Source organism: Snodgrassella alvi (assembly GCF_040741455.2).
Classification (GTDB): domain Bacteria; phylum Pseudomonadota; class Gammaproteobacteria; order Burkholderiales; family Neisseriaceae; genus Snodgrassella; species Snodgrassella alvi_E.
This window is the reverse complement of record NZ_CP160328.2, coordinates 1,442,089-1,462,380: the sequence shown is the minus strand read 5'-3', so window position 1 is coordinate 1,462,380 and position 20,292 is coordinate 1,442,089. Positions and strand designations below refer to the sequence as shown.

Annotated in this window: 19 protein-coding genes; 4 read left to right on the top strand and 15 right to left on the bottom strand. The window is 44.0% G+C overall.

The window, feature by feature from the left end; genetic code table 11:
- Positions 1 to 23: 23 nt before the first annotated feature.
- The 3 genes from ABU615_RS06675 to ABU615_RS06665 all read right to left on the bottom strand — a co-directional run bounded on the left by ABU615_RS06675 (position 24) and on the right by ABU615_RS06665 (position 5,210).
- The gene (locus tag ABU615_RS06675) at positions 24 to 1,154 is read right to left on the bottom strand and encodes a 5-methylcytosine-specific restriction endonuclease system specificity protein McrC (RefSeq protein WP_370388725.1); all 1,131 of its coding nucleotides are present in this window, start codon (positions 1,152 to 1,154) and stop codon (positions 24 to 26) included.
- A 5-nt stretch (positions 1,155 to 1,159) separates the two neighbouring features.
- Positions 1,160 to 2,839: an McrB family protein gene (locus ABU615_RS06670; RefSeq protein WP_370388724.1), complete on the bottom strand. Its 1,680-nt coding sequence runs from the start codon at positions 2,837 to 2,839 to the stop codon at positions 1,160 to 1,162.
- Positions 2,840 to 3,110: 271 nt separating this feature from the next.
- A complete protein-coding gene (locus ABU615_RS06665; protein WP_367490302.1) occupies positions 3,111 to 5,210 on the bottom strand; it encodes a M3 family metallopeptidase in 2,100 nt (699 codons plus the stop codon).
- 129 nt (positions 5,211 to 5,339) lie between these two features.
- On the opposite strand from ABU615_RS06665, the gene ABU615_RS06660 reads away from it, so the two are divergent.
- The 3 genes from ABU615_RS06660 (at position 5,340) to ABU615_RS06650 (ending at position 6,358) form a co-directional block, all read left to right on the top strand.
- Positions 5,340 to 5,897 carry a gamma carbonic anhydrase family protein gene (locus tag ABU615_RS06660; RefSeq protein ID WP_100151500.1) on the top strand — a complete coding sequence of 186 codons (558 nt, stop codon included), beginning with the start codon at positions 5,340 to 5,342 and terminating at the stop codon, positions 5,895 to 5,897.
- Between the two features lie 10 nt (positions 5,898 to 5,907).
- The gene (locus ABU615_RS06655; protein WP_180297426.1) at positions 5,908 to 6,048 is read left to right on the top strand and encodes a hypothetical protein; all 141 of its coding nucleotides are present in this window, start codon (positions 5,908 to 5,910) and stop codon (positions 6,046 to 6,048) included.
- Positions 6,049 to 6,232: 184 nt separating this feature from the next.
- Positions 6,233 to 6,358: a hypothetical protein gene (locus ABU615_RS06650; RefSeq protein WP_257377984.1), complete on the top strand. Its 126-nt coding sequence runs from the start codon at positions 6,233 to 6,235 to the stop codon at positions 6,356 to 6,358.
- 463 nt (positions 6,359 to 6,821) lie between these two features.
- On the opposite strand, the gene ABU615_RS06645 is transcribed toward ABU615_RS06650, so the two are convergent.
- On the bottom strand, positions 6,822 to 7,430 hold the full coding sequence (locus tag ABU615_RS06645; protein WP_370388723.1) for a hypothetical protein: 609 nt from the start codon (positions 7,428 to 7,430) through the stop codon (positions 6,822 to 6,824).
- Positions 7,431 to 7,484: 54 nt separating this feature from the next.
- On the opposite strand from ABU615_RS06645, the gene ABU615_RS06640 reads away from it, so the two are divergent.
- Complete coding sequence (locus ABU615_RS06640) at positions 7,485 to 8,153, top strand: IS1595 family transposase (RefSeq protein WP_100156625.1); 669 nt, start codon at positions 7,485 to 7,487, stop codon at positions 8,151 to 8,153.
- Between the two features lie 75 nt (positions 8,154 to 8,228).
- On the opposite strand, the gene tldD is transcribed toward ABU615_RS06640, so the two are convergent.
- The 11 genes from tldD to ABU615_RS06585 form a co-directional block, all read right to left on the bottom strand.
- Positions 8,229 to 9,680: a metalloprotease TldD gene (gene tldD / locus ABU615_RS06635; RefSeq protein WP_267403951.1), complete on the bottom strand. Its 1,452-nt coding sequence runs from the start codon at positions 9,678 to 9,680 to the stop codon at positions 8,229 to 8,231.
- A 393-nt stretch (positions 9,681 to 10,073) separates the two neighbouring features.
- Complete coding sequence (gene galE / locus ABU615_RS06630) at positions 10,074 to 11,102, bottom strand: UDP-glucose 4-epimerase GalE (RefSeq protein ID WP_100151504.1); 1,029 nt, start codon at positions 11,100 to 11,102, stop codon at positions 10,074 to 10,076.
- Between the two features lie 249 nt (positions 11,103 to 11,351).
- Positions 11,352 to 12,221, bottom strand: a complete 870-nt coding sequence (locus ABU615_RS06625) for a permease (RefSeq protein ID WP_370388722.1) — start codon at positions 12,219 to 12,221, stop codon at positions 11,352 to 11,354.
- Positions 12,218 to 13,663, bottom strand: a complete 1,446-nt coding sequence (locus ABU615_RS06620; protein ID WP_370388721.1) for an FAD/NAD(P)-binding protein — start codon at positions 13,661 to 13,663, stop codon at positions 12,218 to 12,220. The genes ABU615_RS06625 and ABU615_RS06620 overlap by 4 nt, the downstream gene beginning before the upstream one ends.
- A 326-nt stretch (positions 13,664 to 13,989) precedes the next feature.
- Positions 13,990 to 14,175, bottom strand: a complete 186-nt coding sequence (locus ABU615_RS06615; RefSeq protein WP_267403959.1) for a hypothetical protein — start codon at positions 14,173 to 14,175, stop codon at positions 13,990 to 13,992.
- Positions 14,176 to 14,294: 119 nt separating this feature from the next.
- Positions 14,295 to 14,675, bottom strand: a complete 381-nt coding sequence (locus tag ABU615_RS06610; protein WP_267403961.1) for a VOC family protein — start codon at positions 14,673 to 14,675, stop codon at positions 14,295 to 14,297.
- Positions 14,676 to 14,768: 93 nt separating this feature from the next.
- A complete protein-coding gene (locus ABU615_RS06605) occupies positions 14,769 to 16,007 on the bottom strand; it encodes an exopolysaccharide biosynthesis polyprenyl glycosylphosphotransferase (protein ID WP_100141067.1) in 1,239 nt (412 codons plus the stop codon).
- 10 nt (positions 16,008 to 16,017) lie between these two features.
- Positions 16,018 to 16,839, bottom strand: a complete 822-nt coding sequence (locus ABU615_RS06600; RefSeq protein ID WP_370388720.1) for a glycosyltransferase — start codon at positions 16,837 to 16,839, stop codon at positions 16,018 to 16,020.
- Positions 16,840 to 16,991: 152 nt separating this feature from the next.
- On the bottom strand, positions 16,992 to 18,068 hold the full coding sequence (locus tag ABU615_RS06595; RefSeq protein WP_370388719.1) for a stealth family protein: 1,077 nt from the start codon (positions 18,066 to 18,068) through the stop codon (positions 16,992 to 16,994).
- On the bottom strand, positions 18,065 to 18,820 hold the full coding sequence (locus ABU615_RS06590) for a glycosyltransferase family 32 protein (RefSeq protein WP_100141070.1): 756 nt from the start codon (positions 18,818 to 18,820) through the stop codon (positions 18,065 to 18,067). Before ABU615_RS06590 ends, ABU615_RS06595 begins: the two co-directional genes overlap by 4 nt.
- Positions 18,817 to 20,292, bottom strand: coding sequence for a lipopolysaccharide biosynthesis protein (locus ABU615_RS06585; protein WP_370388718.1), 1,476 nt, complete (start codon positions 20,290 to 20,292; stop codon positions 18,817 to 18,819). The genes ABU615_RS06590 and ABU615_RS06585 overlap by 4 nt, the downstream gene beginning before the upstream one ends.

Sequence of the window (20,292 nt, the reverse complement as noted above, 5' to 3'; positions counted from 1 at the left end):
ATTTTAGATAATAGTCTGCTCTTTTAATCATTTTGCTGAAAGCCGCCACTACTACAGCACCATTGACTTAATAAATCCAATAAATTTTTTCTGATTAAACCGGAATCCAAATTGAGATCAATAGTACAGAATCGGAACTGATGATTTTGAATGGTGACAGATTCATTAATTGATTCATTAATTGCAGGATACAATAACATTCCGGTTGCATTGAGTGATGGCGGATCAACAGGATTTTCCTGACTGCGCAGATAAGTATAGAGCTGGTAAATATGAGGACTTTTAAACACCTTGTCTTTATAAAAAGACTGGGTATGGATAGACGTACATTTGGTATCAATAATTAGGCGATGCCGGCACTGGCGGCGTTCAATGACCAAATCAGACTGCATACTGGGTAAAAAATCCTTTATACCTGTACTGGGTTGTAGCTGCTGCCAATATAATCGTTTGCCGGCGCTTATTATCCAATCCTTACTACTCAAATTAGTACGGCAAAATCCAACTATTGCTTTTTCAAATAAATGCCGCAACCACTGATCTTTTTTATCTGCTTGCTCCAGTAAATAACTACCTGCCTGCTCGGTGGGTGTAGCCATATTAAAAATCAGCCGGCACAGAGTAAGCAGCGTTTTATCTTGTTTGCCAGATTGATCAAAAGATTCAGTTAAATGGTCATACTGAGTCGACTGCCCTATCTTAAGCGCCGTAAACCGACTGATAATGTTCTGGCATTGCCGGATTAATGTTTTATCCTCTAACTGTGCCAGCAATACATGCGCGGCAGCATGAATAAAGCGATTTTTCGGGGTATCAATGGTTAAAGAATCAAACTGGCATCGAATGCGCCCTTTTTCTAATAACTGCTGGCGTGCGGTAGTCAGCAGATCTATTTTTCCCCTGACACGAGTTAGTGATTGTGTATGTTGCTGATAGCCGCAGGATAATGCGCGCATTAGTCTTTTGCTAACAGCCTGACAATATAGTTTTGCAACCAGAATAATCAGTTCTTGAGGATTTTGTTCCAGCTTTACTCTTTGCTGCGCACCAAGTGTTTTATACAGATCAGAAGCATACAATAGCAGCAGCCAGATATTTCTGATGGGTATCGTAGCGACGGTATTATTAGTAGTGGATCGTTCAGGCTTTTGCATTACTATCAGCACACATCAGACAGTAAGGCTTCAATAGCCTCATCAATTTTATTTGGATCATTAAGCCAGTATTCTGTTAGTAAAGGCCGAATTTCAGTGTCGATAATGTTTTCATACCAAGTATCTGCATCTGGAACAGGTTTATTAGTGGTCAGATAACTATGGCCAATGGTAAAAGCCTTTCCCAACATCGGATCATCGCTGATCTTCTGGTTCAGTAGTAACATGCGTTGCTGCCAGTCTTTTAATTTCTCAGGTGCAATGGCCGTTTTTTCTGTCATATAGGATAGCCATTGCTTACCAAAGTTTGGTTGCAGAGTGAAGAATGCAAAGCGTCGCCGCAATGCTAAATCAAACATGGCCAGTGATCGGTCGGAAATATTCATGGTACCGATTACGTATAGATTATCCGGAATAAAAAAAACGGATTCATCATTACGCTTATAGGTTAATTCCATAGCTTCATGGTAATTTCGTTTATTTGCCTCCAGTAGGGTCAGCATTTCACCGAAAATCTGTGCCGGATTGCCTCGATTGATTTCTTCAATTACAAGTACATAATTTGTATTAGGATCGTATCTGGCCCGATTGGCCATTTCGATAAAAGGACCATCAATCAATTCAAGCTTGCCATCACATGAGGGTCGATAACCGCGAATAAAATCTTCGTAAGACATATTTGGATGAAACTGTATTACTTTAATATTATCGAAATCTTGGAAACCAACCATCACATTGGCCAGACGTTTGGCTAACCAAGTTTTACCTGTACCGGGCGGTCCTTGTAAAATCAGGTTTTTCTTTTCTTTTAACCTTTCCAGAATAATTTCTAATTGTTGAGGATCAACAAAGCAGCCTTCGTTGATTAAATCCTTGAGAGAATAAAATGGTCTCACTATGTAATCCTGACTGTTTTCCTGTATATCTGCACTGAAGTGTTCAGTAATGTCTAGATCATAATCAGATAATTTGTATTGCCCTCTTGTTACAAACTGTAAAATATTCTGGTCACGTAATTCTTGTAAGGTTCGGCTTACAGATTGTTCGATAGTATTGTTATCAGGAAACAGTTCTTTCAACCTTTGCTGATAATATTCCAGAATTTGTTGCCGGCTAAAAATCTCACTGTTATTTTGATGACATAATTCCTTAATGAATTCTAAAACAGTTTGTTTCCATCTAAATTTGGTTAGTTCTAGCTTATTTATATCAACGTTACAAAAACGTTTCTGCCAGTTTGGTGCATTGCAAAATCTGTTGATATCCTGAAGTTGATTATGAAAAGTAAAATTAATTAACTCTTCATCTTGCCAGTTGCTCGGGATTACTTTCCAAATGGTCTTTGGCTTGGTGTAAAAATACCATTTTTTTTCAGAAAAATTTTTATCCCAATCAACTTTCAGGCTTTTTCCATCCCCTGGATTTTGCAAAACCGTACCGATCGCTTTGATTTTCAATACTGGAATGGGATAACCTTTGTTATCAAAAGGTAATTTATTTTTCTGTACATAGGCAGTCTTGATAGCGATCCGATCTCCGGTCTGGATAGACTGGATCAAATTTATTTCCTTATTATTTTGACCGTTATATAGCCACGTTCCGCTATTGATAAAGTATTCACTTAGGTCATCATTACCATCTCGGCAGGCACCTAAAAACCAGTAGTTTTTGCTGGTATCAACCATTTTCCCCATCTGCATAGGCAATATAAAAATAATATATTTATCTTAACATGTTAATCTATTTTGTTATTAATGAGTGAAAGAAATTTGATGACCCCAGTCAGACTATAAAATCAGATTTTTAAAATAAAATGTATTAAACGTGTAAACAACAAATTAGCTTACTGATTTAAAATAAAAAAACTAACTAAACTGAATAATTTAATTCATCACTCAATCGCAAACCAATAGAAAACGCGGTACAAGCACCGCGTTTTCTACTTTCAATTTATATTCAGACAGCTTCATCCAAGCCGCAATGGCGTAGCAATGCATCAATACTGGGTTCGCGGCCACGGAAAGCTTTGAACGATTCCATGGCAGGGCGTGAGCCGCCTACGGCAAGAATCTCATGCCAGAAGCGTTTTCCGGTAGCAGACGCATCAGCTTCTTCTTCAAAGGCCGCATAGATATCAGCCGATAGAACTTCTGCCCAGCTATAGCTATAGTAGCCAGCAGAATAGCCTCCGGCAAATATATGGCTGAAAGAATGGGCAAAGCGGTTAAAGTCAGGTTGCGGCATCACCGCAACCTTGCGACGTACATCCCGCAATGTTTGCTGCCAGTCACAGCCAGGCTGGCTGTAAATTTCCATATCAAACAGCGCAAACTCCATCTGGCGCAAAATAAACAGTCCAGTTTGGAAATTTTTAGCAGCCAGCATTTTGTCGTACAGTTCTACAGGCAGGATGGCACCAGTGTCCTGATGGCTGCTCATGCCAGCCAGTACATCGTATTCCCACACAAAATTTTCCATAAACTGGCTTGGCATTTCCACCGCATCCCACTCCACACCGTTGATACCGGATACGCCCAACTCATCCACCTGAGTCAGCAAATGGTGCAAGCCATGGCCAGTTTCGTGAAACAATGTCAGAATTTCTTCGTGGCTCAGACGCGCAGTATTACCAGCTACAGGCGGAGTAAAATTGCACACTAAATAAGCGATCGGTGTTTGAAGCTGGCCGGCATAATGACCATCAGTGAATCGGCGGCGGCCGCGATAATCATTCATCCATGCGCCGCCACGTTTGCCGGCACGTGCATACAGATCCATGTATACTCCGCCGATAATGGCGCCACCCTGCTCTAGCTCATAATAGCGAACATCGGGATGCCATACCGGAACCTGTTTTTCAATAAAATGCACCCCATACAGTTTATCAATCTGTGCAAACAGTCCAGCCAGTACGCGGTCTGCCGGAAAATATTTTTTCACTTCTGTTTGGCTGAAGGCATATTTGGCCTGCCGCAGCTTTTCGCTGGCGTAGGTTACATCCCATGGTTGTAACTCATCCAATCCCAGATACTCATGCGCATATGCTTTTACTTCGGCCAGATCTTTCTCAGCAAATGGTCTGGCGCGGCTAGCCAGATCCTGTAAAAAGGCCAGCACCTGTTGTGGCGTATCAGCCATTTTGGTGGCTAAAGACAGCTCAGCATAATTCTGGAAGCCCAATAAGTGTGCTTCACGAGTGGCTATTTCAAGGATACGGTTAATATTAGCTGTATTGTCCCATTTAGCCTCACCTAGTTCGCTGGCACGGGTAGAATAAGCATGATAAAGCTGCCGTCGCAGCTCGCGATTATGTGCATATTGCATCACAGCCAGATAGTGCGGCATCTGCAGGCCGATTTTATAGCCAGTTTTACCTTCGGCTTCTGCCGCGGCAGCAAACATGGCCAGCGCTTCTTCCGTCAGACCGCTAATTTCACTGTCGCGAGCAAAATCAGCCTTACTGCTGCAACCGCTAGAAATATTCTCTTTACCCGCTAGCTCCTCACCATTGGCAAAATACAAAGCAAAAGCATCTGTAGCATCCAGTACATTCTGGCTGAAACTAGCGGAAAGCTGAGCGCCCTCTGCCTGTAAAGCAGCAAATTCAGCTTGTTCCGCTGCCGGCAGTTCCGCACCGCTCAGTACAAAATCCCGTAAATCGTGATTCAGTTTGGTTTGCTGAGCGGCACTCAAATGAGCATATTCATCACTGGCCTTGATACTCTTAAAGCGTTCGTATAAATCAATATCCTGACTGATGGCGGTAAAAAACTCACTTACTTTCGGCATCAGGCTATTATAGGCATCACGTAGCTCAGGTGTATCAGCCACACTGTTCAAATGGGCAATCACCCCCCAGATACGGCCGGCACGTTCGGTAATATTGGTCAGCGCTTCTACCGTATTATTCCAGTTTACTTCGGGTTGTGCTTTCAGCTTTTTAATGGCTTCATTGGCCTGAAGCATGGCTTCAGTCATAGCCGGTTCGATATCAGCGGCACGAATAGCATCAAATCGCGGTTCGCTGTCCAGATTCAACAAAACATTTTCAGACATAGTATTCTCTTGAGAAAAATACCTGTAAATTTGCGGTTTTTCAGGTAAATCGGGTGGAAAAGGCAGGAGCTGCTGTTTATCTTCTGCTATAAACACTGTTGCATAATGCAACAGGATAAGGTCAAAAACATGAAAAACAATATTCGTTCTTATTTAGATACGCAACCACAAATTGCGCCAGATTGCTTTATCGACGATACAGCAGTGGTTATCGGCGATGTGATTTTGCACGAACAGGTATCCGTGTGGCCGTTTGCGGTGATACGTGCCGACGTAAACAGTATGCAGATAGGTGCTCGGAGCAATATTCAGGATCACTGTATGCTGCATGTAAGCCATAAAAGCGCAGACAAGCCTGAAGGCTCACCGTTACGGATTGGTGAAGATGTCACCATCGGTCATCATGTAAATTTGCATGGCTGCACCATAGGCAACCGCGTGCTAGTAGGAATTAGTTCAATCGTACTAGATGATGCCGTAATCGAAGATGAGGTGATGATTGGCGCTGGCAGTTTAGTGCCACCACGCAAACGTCTGGCCAGTGGCTATCTGTATATGGGTTCTCCCGTACAGCAGATCCGCCCTTTAACTGAAAAAGAACGCGAATTTCTAAAATATTCTGCTGCGCATTATGTCAGATTGATGCAGAATCACCAATCAACCCAGAATATAAAGCATATTGAATAAGGAAGCTAACATGAAAAAAATTCTGTCTTTAAGCCTGTTGTGCTGTACATTTTTACTGGCAGGTTGTGCCGCTGACGGAGGTAATAGCAGCCATACAGAAGTTTACGGCCAACTCAAAGGCGGCGTGGAAACGTCTCATACCAGTCATTAAATTTATAGGTCAAGTAAATTTTGTTGGAATACGAACAATTTAGCAGGATAAGCCAAATAGTGTCGTAAAATGGATATATTATGCAGTTTGAAAGTGCAAAATTTACCTAGAGTAATTGTTATATTAATAAAGTTAAGCTAGATTAATAAAACAGCTTTTCAAACCAACCATAAAGGACACAATGATGAAAAAATTATTGGGATTGAGTGCAGTTTTGGCTGCTCTGTTACTGTCTGCTTGTGCAACCACAGATTCTGGTACCAAAGCCGCTCCTTACAGCGATGTACAGGCTGCAGTAGAATCTAACTAAGCGTTACCGATAAGTAAGTGGTATGCTTGCCTGACCAAAAATCAGGCAGACATACCACTTTTTTATTTCTATATTTGATGGTAGCAAATCCGTCGCAGTGATTGCCATTTTGTCTTGAAGCAAATTCAACTGCCGGAAAAAAATTCTTGCAGTCCTAGCATAATCTTTTCGTGAGAACAGAAAAAACATAGATGCAAATATTTCTGTTCAGCCAATAAAAAAGAAAAATAACTTAATCCAATCAGGATGCCGGCATAATTCAGCGATATTAGTTATCCCATCCATAAAAAGCAGATATCGTATCTTCTCGTTTAACCATACTAAAGTAAACGGCTCAACACATCTCAGACATAAAAATACCAGCCGTTTTGTTTTAGCTGATATGTTTATGTTAACGCACAATGTTCCTGCCGGCAGGAATACCAGCAGGATGAAATCCTATTCAGTCAGCACTTGATAAAAATCAATTACCACCAGCCTGTACATTTACCAATGGCGTAGTTGAACCATCTGCATGTACCTCCAACAGCGTTACACCACATTGTGCCGAAGCAGAAGATGCAATCGCCTCATAATCATGACCAGGTTTGGCTACAAATGTTAATTTATCACTCTGGCAGGATGGCTCGTTATAAATAACGGATCCGTTTTGATGGGTATTATTGACGGTGGTCAGACCCATATATGCATTAGATATGGTTATCGGTATATTGGCCGGAATCGTGAATTCGCGATAAAACAGCTTAGACAGATAATGATTATGCTGTTTCATCGTTTCTATCGTAGATGTAGCAGGGATACCAATACTGCTGTTTCGGGCTATGTGCAAAAGAGAGGTAAAAGCTCCGCTCAGATTACCGCCAGCTGTTTCTTTCACTAAGTGACCCTCATAGCGGTATCTCATATTGGTGGGTTTTTGGTTTTGCCCGTACAGGCGGATACGTGCCTGCGGTGCCATCTCAGAGGAAGCCTCCTGCGCCATAACATAATTATAGTTTAGGCTTAAAATTGCACACATTATCAAGGGTTTAATTAGACTTAGATTCGATTTAATGATACGGTTAACACGCATGTTGTCTCTCACAGGGTAACTTAGGTTAAATAAAGAATATGGTAAAGTAGTGTTATGAAAGTATTTAACAAATATTACTATCATGCTCACATAAATGAGGCAAAATTTCGCCATATTATACGTTTGTTTGTAGAAGATTTACCTGCATCAAAGATTGCTCAGTTAAGTGACGTGAGCCGAATTAGTGTCAATAAACTAATGTATAAACTGCGCAGCCGCATCGTGTTGCTCACAGCTATGGATTCGCCTGTAGATTTTGACATGACTATCACTGATGATTACATTCAACCATTCAGTGATAACCACGACGGCATTGCGGATAAAAATTTCGTGTGTGGACTATTGTGGCGTAATGACAAAGTCCATGTAGAAATTATCCCCGAACGGTATCGCCTAATGCTACAGGAGGTAATTCGAGGTAAGCGAGATATTCGTACCGTGCAGCCTGCACGCAGTTGGTATCCGTATGATATGCTGATTGACGTCGAAGAAAATAAACGAGCCCGCCTGCATCATAGCGACGAAAGCCTGTTGGCGCATGAAGAAAAAATCCATCAGATTGCTGCCTTCTGGTCTTTTGTGACACGGCGGCTAGCGATGTTCAACGGAATAAATGTAGATAAATATTATTTGCACCTGAAAGAGTGTGAATTCCGCTTCAACAACCGCCATGAAAATCTGAGCACTCTGTTGCTAAAAGAATTCACACGTAATCCATTATAAAACTACACTACAGCCTGCTAAAAACAAAAATGGGCACCAAATGGTGCCCGCTATGATTTGCCAGTTTTACTTCGTTCAGGTCTGGCTGCCGCCCACAGTTAGGCCGGCATCAATGCGTAGCGTTGGTTGTCCCACCCCTACCGGCACACTTTGTCCGTCTTTACCGCACACACCTACACCACTGTCCAAACGGCTGTCATTACCAATCATACTCACATGTTTCAAAACTTCAGGTCCACTGCCGATAATGGTGGCACCTTTTACCGGATACTGCAGCTTACCATTTTCAACCCACCAAGCTTCTGAGGCACTGAAAACAAATTTGCCACTGGTAATATCAACTTGCCCGCCGCCAAAATTCACCGCATACAAACCTTTATCCACAGAAGCAAGAATTTCTTCTGGATTAAGCACACCATTTTCCATATAAGTATTGGTCATACGTGGCATCGGTGCCGAAGCATAGTTTTCACGGCGGCCATTACCGGTAACCGGTACACCCATCAGACGAGCATTGGTTTCATCCTGTAAATAGCCACATAAAATACCATCTTCAATCAGCACTGTGCGCTGGGTGGCATTGCCTTCATCATCTATATTCAGCGAACCACGGCGCTCAGCTATATTACCCTGATCCACCACCGTTACGCCTTTGGCCGCTACCCGCTCACCCAGACGGCCAGCAAAGGCGCTGGTGCCCTTGCGGTTAAAATCACCTTCCAGACCATGTCCAACTGCCTCATGCAGCAGCACACCCGGCCAGCCGTTGCCCAATATCACCGTCATCGAGCCGGCCGGAGCCGGCCGTGCTTCCAGATTGGTCAGCGCCTGTGCCACAGCAATATCCACATACTCTTTAACTTTGGCCTCATCGAAATAGCCCAAATCAAAGCGGCCACCTCCACCACTACTGCCTTGTTCACGCCGTTCACCCTGCTTCGCAATCACCGTAACCGACAAACGCACCAGCGGACGGACGTCAGTGTGTATCCGGCCATCCAGCCGTGCCAGATAAATCAGCTCATGTTCACATACCAGACCAGCCATTACCTGCACAATGCGCGGATCCGCAGCTTTAGCCAGCGTTTCTACCCGCTGCAATAAAGCCACTTTCGCAGCCGCATCCAAGCTCAGCATCGGATTAGCCATTCCGTACAGCGGCTTGGCCAGATTTCGCGTTTGTAAACCAACTGAGCGTTGCTGGCCAGCCTGACCAATTGCCCGTACCGCCTGCGCCGCATCGGTTAACGCCTGCACGTTTAGATTATCTGCATAAGCAAACGCCGTTTTTTCTCCGCTGACTGCACGTACCCCTACACCCTGCTCAATCTGAAAACTGCCCGACTTCACCATGCCTTCTTCCAAATGCCAGCTTTCATAAGTACTGCGTTGACAGTAAATATCGGCATAATCAATATGATGTGCGCTCATCAACGACAGCGCATGAGTAAAATCAGCTACAGCCAGCTCGTTATCGGCCAGTAACTGTTGATGTACAAGTTGAGCGGTTGGAGTAGAAATAGGCATGTGTGATAACAAATAGAATTGTGACAAAAAGCACAAACAGAGAAAGGGTTTAAACACAAAATAACTGTGGGCAATTATACCGAAAACAAGAAGCGTCTGGGTAAATGCCGGCTACCACCTTCAAACACAAACAGCATTCTTATATCCATGATACAAAAACAATATGTAAAAACAAAAATTGTTATTGATAATAATTCTCATTATATTATAATAAGCATCACCAGTTAGTTAGCAATAGTTAACCGGTAAAGACCTCAAGCATCTATCAACTTTATCTCAGGAGCGGCTTAGCGATTAGCGTTAAATTTTGCATCAAAACTCAAAAACCGAAAACACCAGACCCACTGCATAATCAGTGGGTCTGGTGTTTTAAATACTACTCAAATCAAATATTTAAGCCACAGCATCAGCACCATAGCCCTGCGGATTTTGCTGTTGCCAGCGCCATGCATCCGCCATCATACAGGCCAGATCACGCTGTGCCTGCCAGCCCAGCTCCTGCGCCGCACGCTCAGGGTTGGCAAAACACACAGCAATATCGCCCGCGCGACGTGGCACAATCTGATAAGGGATTTTTTGTCCACTGGCTGCTTCAAAAGCACGTACAATTTCCAGCACCGAATAGCCCTGTCCCGTACCCAGATTGTAAATATGTACACCGGAGCGATTTGCAGTAGCGCGCATAGCAGATAAATGGCCATCAGCCAGATCCATCACATGAATGTAATCGCGCACCCCTGTGCCATCCGCCGTCTCATAATCGTCACCAAATACCGACAACTGAGCCAGCTTACCTACCGCTACCTGACAGATATAAGGCAATAGATTATTCGGAATTCCGTTCGGGTCTTCACCCATCAGTCCCGATTCATGCGCACCCACCGGATTAAAATAACGCAGCAGCGTCACACTCCAGCGTGCATCGGCTGCCTGAATATCCATCAGCATCCGTTCCACCATATACTTCGACGTACCATAGGGGTTAGTTGTGCCGCCGGTAGCTGCACACTCATCAATAGGTACCGTAGCTGGCGTACCGTAAACCGTAGCCGAAGAGCTGAATACCAGATTAAATACACCAGCTTTAGCCATTTCTTCTGCCAGAATCAAACTGCCGCTGACATTATTATCATAATATTTCAGAGGCTCGCGCACACTTTCGCCCACCGCTTTCAGACCGGCGAAATGCAGAACATTTTCAATTCTGTGCTGAGCAAAGATCTGTTGCAGCAAACCACGATCACGAATATCCCCCTGATAAAACGTGACTTCCTTGCCAGTAATCTCTTTGATACGCTCTAAAACTACACTTGAAGCATTGCACAAATTATCAATAATAACCACATCGTGGCCGGCATTTAACAACTGAACTGTAGTGTGGGAGCCAATAAAACCAGCCCCACCTGTTACCAAAATGGCCATAAATCATCCGTAATAATGGAAACAAAATAATAAAATTAATCAATATTAAAGAGATACAACTTATCCAATAATGCTTATACATAAATCCTCAATTCATGTATAAGTAACTTTTAATTATAGCCTGATTGTGTTAAAGGGATACGTGAAAGATACAAGAAAATTAAATAAGCAAGTTAATTATTAATATATCATTATTAGGCTTTTAAAGTTCAGATCCATACGCAGATAGCTGTTGGTTGCTTTAGTTGATTAGGTAATATGTTTAATGATTATTATGCATAAAGAATAAATGCTAATGGCTATGACACTAATACAGGTTCCACAGGAGATGGGCTTAACTGAGCGGCCGGTGCCTAAATAATGAGTTTCTAATACAATGATATTTGCCGCAGGGGGAAGTAAGCAAAACAAATAAAGTGCTAGACTGTTTTGCAAAATAACATTTTGTTTGAATAGATGAGCAAAGGCCAGCAAGATGGTTATGATTCCACAATAACCGGCGACTTTTTTTAGGAATAAAAAAAGAGTGGTACGCAGATCTTTTAAGGTAATTTTGGCTTTGGCTAACCACATGCCAAGTACAGCCATACCCAAAAAACTCATTAAAAATTTAGCTATGTTATAGATAAACTTGAATTCTAAATCAATCTGTCTGCTATATGGTAAAAGAATTATTCCAATTATTAGCGCAATTACAGGAGGCATTTGAATTAGTTTGCGTATATTAAATCTGATACCTGTAAGTAGCCATGCACCAAGTGAGTTGCCAATAATGGAACTGCCGATATAGGCAGAAATAAAAATAGTGGCGGCCTGATTACCGAAAAGGGAGGCGGCTATGGGTAGACCCAGCCAGCCAATATTTAGGTAAGTGAAGCATAGATTATCAACAGGGTTGATTTTAATTATTTTTCCTAGCAATAGCATCAAAGTCATCACTATGATAGTGGTAACGAGCACGACACTCATACTGCTAAAGTTAGTGGCTATATTATAGATGATGACAATAGGGATAATGAATTTGGTCAGTAGCTTTGAAAGTAGTGGTTTGAAATCAAAGCTTGTTTTCCCTGCGATCAAACCACATAGCAAGTAAATTAGTGGTAGGAAAAAGTTCATATGTTTTCCTTTTGTTCCGCTAATGAAAGCTGTCGAATTATATTTTTCGCTACAATATTCGCACATTGGGTATTAAACCAATAGGCGTTAGTTGAAAACAAACATCCTTTATTTAATGGGCCTAGATTATATAGCCCCTTTACGGCTTGATTGTTAACGATGCATTCCATAGTAGAGACATTTATGTTGATGCCACCACTTTGACAAGGTTCAATAAGATTTTTTTCTTTGAGAGAGCTTAATAAGCTATCTTTCATAAGAGTAAGATTATTTCCGCCACCAGTAGCATCCCAGAATGTTCCTGAGCTGATTGTGCCTTTTTTCGTTGAAATTATATATTTATTTTTTTTAAATGTAGGAGCGGATATCAGTTTATGAAATTTTAATCTGTTATTTATGATAGCTTCATGTATTTCTTCGAATACCTTTTGTGGAACAGGATGGCGCCATGCTGCCCAAATTGATCCTAAAGTGTTTATAAATTTCTGTTTTTGTTTGATATTCATCAAAGCCCAGATTTTATGCATATAGGGTCTTGTGCTAACCAGTATATCCTGACAAGGAAGATTCGCTTCTTGGGCACGTTGCAGTAAAAATTCAAAATAGTCTTGATGTTTCCCCTTTTGTAAAAGATTCATGGCTTGTCTGAATTCTCCTACTACTTTTAATTGACCCATCTCTTTATTCAGTAGATGTATGAATGTGTTCAGTATATCTCCAGATTTTTTACTGTTTATTATGATATTTTGCCAAGTTAAATATACAGGGTGATATTGGTTGCTGCTGCTTATGCAGGTAGGTAAATAACCTTTTCTTGAAAATAAGTTAATATCTTGATTTCCCTTACTATAAGCATATCTAAAAGCATCTATTGCTGTTAGGCTACTGCCAGCAATCAGGATTTTACCGTCAGTATCGTCATATTCTTTAAAATGACGGATAAATCCTTTTTGGGTAGAAAATTGTGGAAAATTATCTGAAGATTTGGCACCTAGGCACATTACGACTGTTTTTGAATGTATAATTTGATGGTTGCTATCTTCAATAACAAATTTATCTTTTGCTTTGGCTATGGAGGTAGCTGAGCTATGAAATTCTGTAATGTGAAGTGTATCAGCGGAATTTATTTGATGATAAAGCTGGGATAGAAACCGAGAAAATTGTAGTCTGGCTGGGTAGTTATCTGTAATAATTTTATTTTTTTTCAACCAGTGATAAAAGCTGTCAGGTTCATAGGATGAAACTGGCAATAAATGAGGAATGGTGTTAACTTTATGAATACTGTCAGCATCGCCAAAAGCGTGGCCTGTGGCAAAGCTATTTAAAGGGTTCATTATAGCAATTTTAGGTTTATCTAGATTAAGAGAATATATTTCATCTTGTATCTGCTTGATTAAACTAACTCCAGTCGCCCCAAATCCAACTATAGCTATGTCATACATAATTTCTCCAAAATAAATTTGTTTTAATTTAATTGCTAAATTTTTTAATAATTTTTGTATATTATTATTTTTAATAAAAAAATTCTATTTTTTCTGGTTCAGTACTCGATATTTGGTATTTTATTTTAAAATTAATACTATACAAGCAATCAAAAATTGATAATTGTGTAATTATATGATTTTATGTATCAATTGATTATACGGATCATTATATAAAAATAGGTTTTAGCTTTATTTTTATGTTTTTTGTATTTAATTTGTTTTTGGTCTGTTGAATTATGCCTGTTTGCAAACAAATTGCACTATTTTACTTCTGAGCTGGAATGCTACCAATTTACTACTTCGATTCTTTTATATAATTTAATGCCTTCTTTTACTTGATACTTCACTAATAACACCCTTCTGACTGAAATGAAATTTGAGGAATATTCTTGTTTTAGTACATCTAAATTATTAATATTTTTTGCAACACCAATTACCAAATCACCTTGAGCCGGAGCAGATTTTGCCAAGCGAAACCTAAGCCACGAGATGCTCCCGTAATCAACTATACTTTTTTAATCAAATGAATTTATCATAAATAATGGCTACATAATGAATTCCCCATTGTTTTAATTTCTTAAGATAATTTTTATTCAAACTTTGAAGTGTCGGTAGCACAAACACGAAGTCGATGACCATCTGGATCATTTCCTACAAATGTGTATCCGAAATCGAGCATTTGTGGTTCAAGTTCAATTTTGACGTTTAATTTCTTCCATGTCGAATAAATTTCATCTACATCATTTTTTGTTACATCATTAAATGACAACTCAAAACCACCGTAATGATTAGGTGCCTTTGGCGTTATTTTATCAGCCTCTTGTAGCCCTAAAATAAAATTATCATTCAATAAAAATACAGCGAAGCCAGGATAAGTTTTGATAGGAGGACGCCCTAGTATTTTTGTGTAAAATTCTGTACTAGTATCGACATCTTTGACATAAACAATAACGCTATTAGGTTTAAACATTTTTTGTTTCCTTCTGGTGATAAAAATTAATTTTCTTAATTTTGATTATCTAGATTATAAAGTTGATGGATAGCATTTTTATATTTTGTTTGATCAGCGTGCTCCGAAGCCTGTGAGCATGGTTTTGAGGGTTTTAAAGAAGATAAGGATGTCGAGGGAAAAGGAAAAGTGCTTAATGTAGTAAAAATCATGCTCGATTTTTATTTGGGTTTGTTCAGTGTCGGCGGCATAGCCCTGTGTGACCTGAGCCCAGCCGGAGATGCCAGGTTTGACGATGTGGCGGTAGTCGTAAAAGGGAATTTCTTGAATAAACCGGTCGACAAATATTTTTTGTTCGGGACGGGGGCCAATGAGGCTCATGTCGCCTTTGAGAATGTTCCAGAACTGGGGCAATTCGTCGATGCGGGTTTTGCGGATGATATGGCCGATGCGGGTAACGCGGCTATCGCCTAGTTGTGCCATCTGGGCACCATTTTTTTCGGAATCGCTGCACATGCTGCGGAATTTGTATATACAGAATTCATGGCCGCCGCGGCCGACACGGTTTTGCCGAAAGAGAACGCTACCGGGGCTTTCAAGTTTGATGGCGATGGCTGTGACAAGCATTACTGGTAAGGTAATGGGACAAGACAGAAGAATAAGAAGGATATCGGCTAAGCGTTTTATCAGTACATAGGTTGGTGAGGGTAGGAGTGAGCCTAGGTCGTTTTCGTACAGATGATGAATTTTAACGCGGCCGGTAAGGAATTCTTCTACTTGACGAATATTGTATACGGGCATGCCGGCGAGGGTCTGGCTGGCGAGAAATTTTTGCCAATGGTGGTCAAGCTCGGGTTCGTGCAAGTCAGCTACGATGCCGTTGATATTTGTGGCTACGGGGAGATCTGGGCTGGTGAGTTTGATCCAATTAACGTTGGGTAGCTGATCTGCGTTAATGGCACGGCCGTAGGGTAAATAGGCATAGGTGGTGATAAATTTGTTGCGGTAGTAGATGTAGGCGATGCACAGGAAGAGGGATAGGCAGCCGGCCATGAATAGGAACCATACGGTGTAAGGCAGGTTGAAGAATTTGGCTGCCATCCACATGCCGAAAAACCAGAAGAAAGTATGTGGCAGGGCGATAACGGCGGATTTGCGGCCGGGAAAGTTGCTGAATACAGACAGAGATTTTGTGTTGAGTAGGTGGGCGATGCCGGCAAGGATGATGCTGGTGATGAAGGCGGCTCGGCCTTGTGAGAAGCCTTTGATGGGCTCCATGATGGCCAGAGGGAGTAGCATGACCAGCAAGGAACCGAAAAAGAGGCGGCTTTTATAGGACAGTAAACTTCGCATGATAGTGGGTTTATTTATTCAGGCGCAAATGTTGGTAGAGGTGGGTGAGCATGCTGGTAGGCAATAGGCGGCTACTGCCGCGCAGGGCAAAACAGCTGAGTGCTGGCAGCAGGGGCTGGCTGCGGAGGCGGCGTTTAAGGCGCAGCAGTTGCCATTCGCTGCTGAGGTAGCTCAGTCCGCGCCGGCGTGCATGCATGTTGTGGCCAGCACGGGCGTAAACGAGGATTTCGGGTAGGTTGGCAGCCTGATAGCCGGCGGCAAGCAAGCGTAGCCACAGGTTGTAGTCTTCCATCCATTGGTGGTGCTGGTAGCCGCCTACGGCAAGTACGGCGCTTTTGCGGTAGGCAACAGCCATGTGGTTAATGGGGTTTCGCCATTGGGCATAGTGTCTGATGGCATTGTTGCTAAGGGGTACCTGCCGCACGGTGCTGGTGTGTTCAGGGGTGGTATTGAATTCTGCTATCTGGCCGCTGAAGAAGGCAATATCGGGGTGCTGTTGTATGTACGCCCACTGGCGGGCAAAGCGCTCGGGTGCACAGATGTCGTCCGTATCCATGCGCATAATCCATTCATGCCGGCAGTGTTCGAGGCCGGCATTGAGGGCATGGCCAAGGCCAACATGCTGAGGCAGCCGGATGATGTGCAGGGGCAGGCGGGTTTGGTATTGGCTAAGTATCTCTTGCAGGTTGCTGCCGATGAGGCCGTCGAGTACGACGATGATTTCTTCTGCCTGTATGCTCTGCGTGCACAGGCTGTCAAAACAGGCACTGAGCCAGTGTGGCTGTTCCTGTGCATACAGTGAGAGCAAAACGGAAAAGGGTTGCGTATTCATTGGCTTGGCAGCAGTGGCAGGTATGCCGGTGGTTTGTCAAGATTTGTTTATTATATCGCAACAATGTTGTCTGGTGACTGCTGCCTGCTGGGTGCTGTGGGGTTGTGCTGAAAAATCAAGGATTGGTATTGATTTTTTTACATTTGTGTCTGTTACAGCAGGGTCTGGCTATTGTTCAGTTCGAATGAGGCTGGGTTGGGGAGGTAGTGCTGGTAGAAGGTGTGCTGCGCGTGGATAAGCTGAGCTACTTCGTTGCTGTTTGGGCTGGTGCAGGTGTCGTTGAGGCAGACGAAGCGGATTTCGGGATGCTGATTCAAGTGGTCGATGGCATGGCTAAGGTCGGCAAGATTGCTGATGTTGCGTACGTACCCATCGTTATATTTGTGCGGGATGAAAGCACCGCTGGCCAGTTGCCAGTAACGGTTGAGGTAGATAGTGAGGTCGTTAGGAGCACGGAAGCGGTTGGCCGTGCTGGCCAGAATTTCGGGGGCGAAGTGCTGGTAGACTTCTTGCAGAGTATGGCGGGTATAGGGCTGGGGTAGATGCCAGTGGGCAAACCAGAAGTAATGACGATAAAAATATTTGAGCAGGATGTTGCTAATTTTTTCACGCAGACTGTAGCTGCTGGCGAAAAGCTGTGGTTTGCTGAGGCTGGCTGGCTGAAATTGACGGTTGATGAGGCGGATGTTGTTGTTGAGGGCATCTACCCAGCTGTTTTGGCCACGCAGACGGCTGAAAAGGGTTCCGCGCTTGAGCCAGCCATGGCAAAGGAAGTCGACGGGCAGGCCATGCTGAAATAGGCGCTCGCGCGGGGTGGGACGAAGGATGACAGTATCGTCATTGAGGTAGACGAAGTGCTCGCTCAGGCCTTTGAGATTGACCAGATTCATCTCGATGGCGGATGAGTTGAATACGGGCAGGTTCTGGGGTCTGATAAAAAGCTGCTGATGGCTGACGATTTCGATTTTCGGGTGGTTGGTTTGTAGCCAGTGTGGGCGCTGGTTGGCGGTAATCAGATAGATTTTGTGATACCACGGGCAGTTTTGCTCGATGGAACGTAAAACGTAGCGCAAGGTGCCGAAGTCTTGATAGCGGTTGTTGCTGACGGCGTCGCTGTGCCCCTGATGCTGTGGCAGCCAGCGGTTTTTTTCGGCCAGCCATGCGGGATCGCCGCCATCTACCCAAGGCAGGACGAAGTCAATTGGGGTATGGTCTGAGCTGGTGTTCATCGAAGTTTCCGTTTGAGCAGGGCGATGAGTTTTTGACTGTTGCTGGCGCCGAGGGTGGTGCGCAGTAGGCTGAGTAGAAGGCGTTTGATTTGGTCGGTGTGTTTGCTGTCGCTGAGCCAGCTGCCATCGTAGTGATGGATACAGACTGTGTTGCTGGTGCGGTTTAGTTCATGGGTATAGGCGTTTTTGGCCATGAAGTAGTCGCTGGGATAGACGCAGACGTAGTCTGGAATTTCCTGCATCTGGTTGTTGAGGATGATGCCGTGCTGCTGGTATAGCTGTTTGAATATTTGGTTGATGGTGATGAGCTGCTGTGGGTTGAATTCGAGCTGCTGGTATTGTTGCCAGATGTCGTGCATTAAGGCGCTGCCGGCCTCACATCCCATTACGCCGGCCTGCGGGTTGCAGGTGAGCTGGCGAGTGTAGGGATTCATGCCTTGTTCGAAGCCGGTGAAGCAGTGGTGATGCAGGAAGGGGTCGAATGAGGCCACCATTTGGACGTCGGTATCCAGATAGATACCACCTTGCTGATACAGTGCCTGAATGCGGCACACGTCGGCGACGAAAGCGTATTTGCCGGCCGCATAGGCGGCGCGTGCGTAGGGATTGGCCTGATAGTCAAAGTTTTTTTCGTTCCACAGCTGGAGCTTGTAGTCGGGCAGATACTGGCGCCAGCTGTGCAGATAGCGCTGGGTGGTGGTGGGTAATGGCTGTGGACCGAACCAGCAGTAGTGTATGAGTTTGGGTATCATTGGACGGGCCGGCGGTAAATGAGCAATAGGAGGAAGCTGAAAGGTAAGGCTGCAATCAGGCCGGTGATGAGGCTCAGTTTAATCCAGTCGAGATAGTTGTGCACGCTGATGTTGCTAATGGGCTGCCAGCCGATGCTGATGGCTACGGCGATGGTGATGAATATGACCAGCCATAATATGAGTGGACGTCTGAAAGACAGGGAGAGGATATGGCGGCAGCTGTAATGGAGCATTTCGGTGCTACGGTACAGAAATGAGATGAGTGCGGCCAGTAGGATGCCGGCGCTGCCCCATATCTGGATAAAACACAGGGAACAGGTGATGTTGATACCGGCTTCAAGCAGGGCTTGTGGTTTGGTGGCTTTGTAGCGGCCGGCGGCCATGATGATGGTCATGGCTGGAATTCGGCTGTTTTCGATGATGCCGACAAATAGAAATAGGATGGCAAGTACGGGCTGGTGGTAATTGGCATCGGTCATATTGTGGGTGTAAAGCTGGATAAACGGTGCCAGCAGTAGGCCAGTGCAGGTGTAGACCCAGCCGAGAAAGCACATGAAGAGGCGATTGTAGCGGCAGAAGTTGTGGCGGGTCTGTGCGGGATTGGTGCTGAGGCTATGGCCGAATATGGCCTGCATGCCTTGTGACAAGGATTGCAATGCCATTTTGATGGCGCCGAAAATGAGGGCATAAACGGCGTAAATACTGGCGTCTTTTAGGGACAGGAAAAGTGAAATGAGCACCAGTGGCGAGCTGAAGATAAGCAGGCCGGTGAGCTGATGGGTGAGGGCGTCCCAGGTTTGTTGCAGGTGGTAGGGATGGTGTTTGTCGTAGTGCTGGTTTAGACCAGAGTAATGAAGGCGGACATAACGGCGGTAGAAGAGGAATTTTGCAGCTTGTATCAGGGTAGATGCTGTCTGTACGCTCAGGATGCTGTAACCGGCGCGGATGAGCCAGTAGCAGACGGCGATGTTGGCGAGAATGCTGACTGCTTGTATGCCGGAGATGATGTAGGTTTTCTGGTCTGCGGTGAGGAGGGCGCGATAGCTGCCGAAAAAGAAGAAATCAAGGATATTGACGGCTCCCATGACCAGTACGATGCAAAAGGTCAGGTTGGCGCTGATTTCATGGCGGGTGAGCCATGCAAACAGGGTGGCCAGTACTACTAGGGCGACGGCAAACAGGCTGCCGGAAATCCGGTAAAAATGATGGGCTGCGGCAAGGATGCGGTTGCGTAGCTGATTGTCATGGGCAGTAAGCGCCTGATACAGGGCGACGATGGCGGCGGCTCCGATGCCAGCTTCCAGCAAGGTGAGGTAGGCGATGAACTGTTTAACGGATGCGAGCATGCCGTTGGTGGCTGAGCCGTAAGTTACGACAATCAGGGGCGGCAGAATAAAGCCGCCCAGTGCGGTGATCAGTTGCAGCAGGAGGTTGGCAGAGATGTTTTTCAGGATTACGGCACGGGTGCTCAT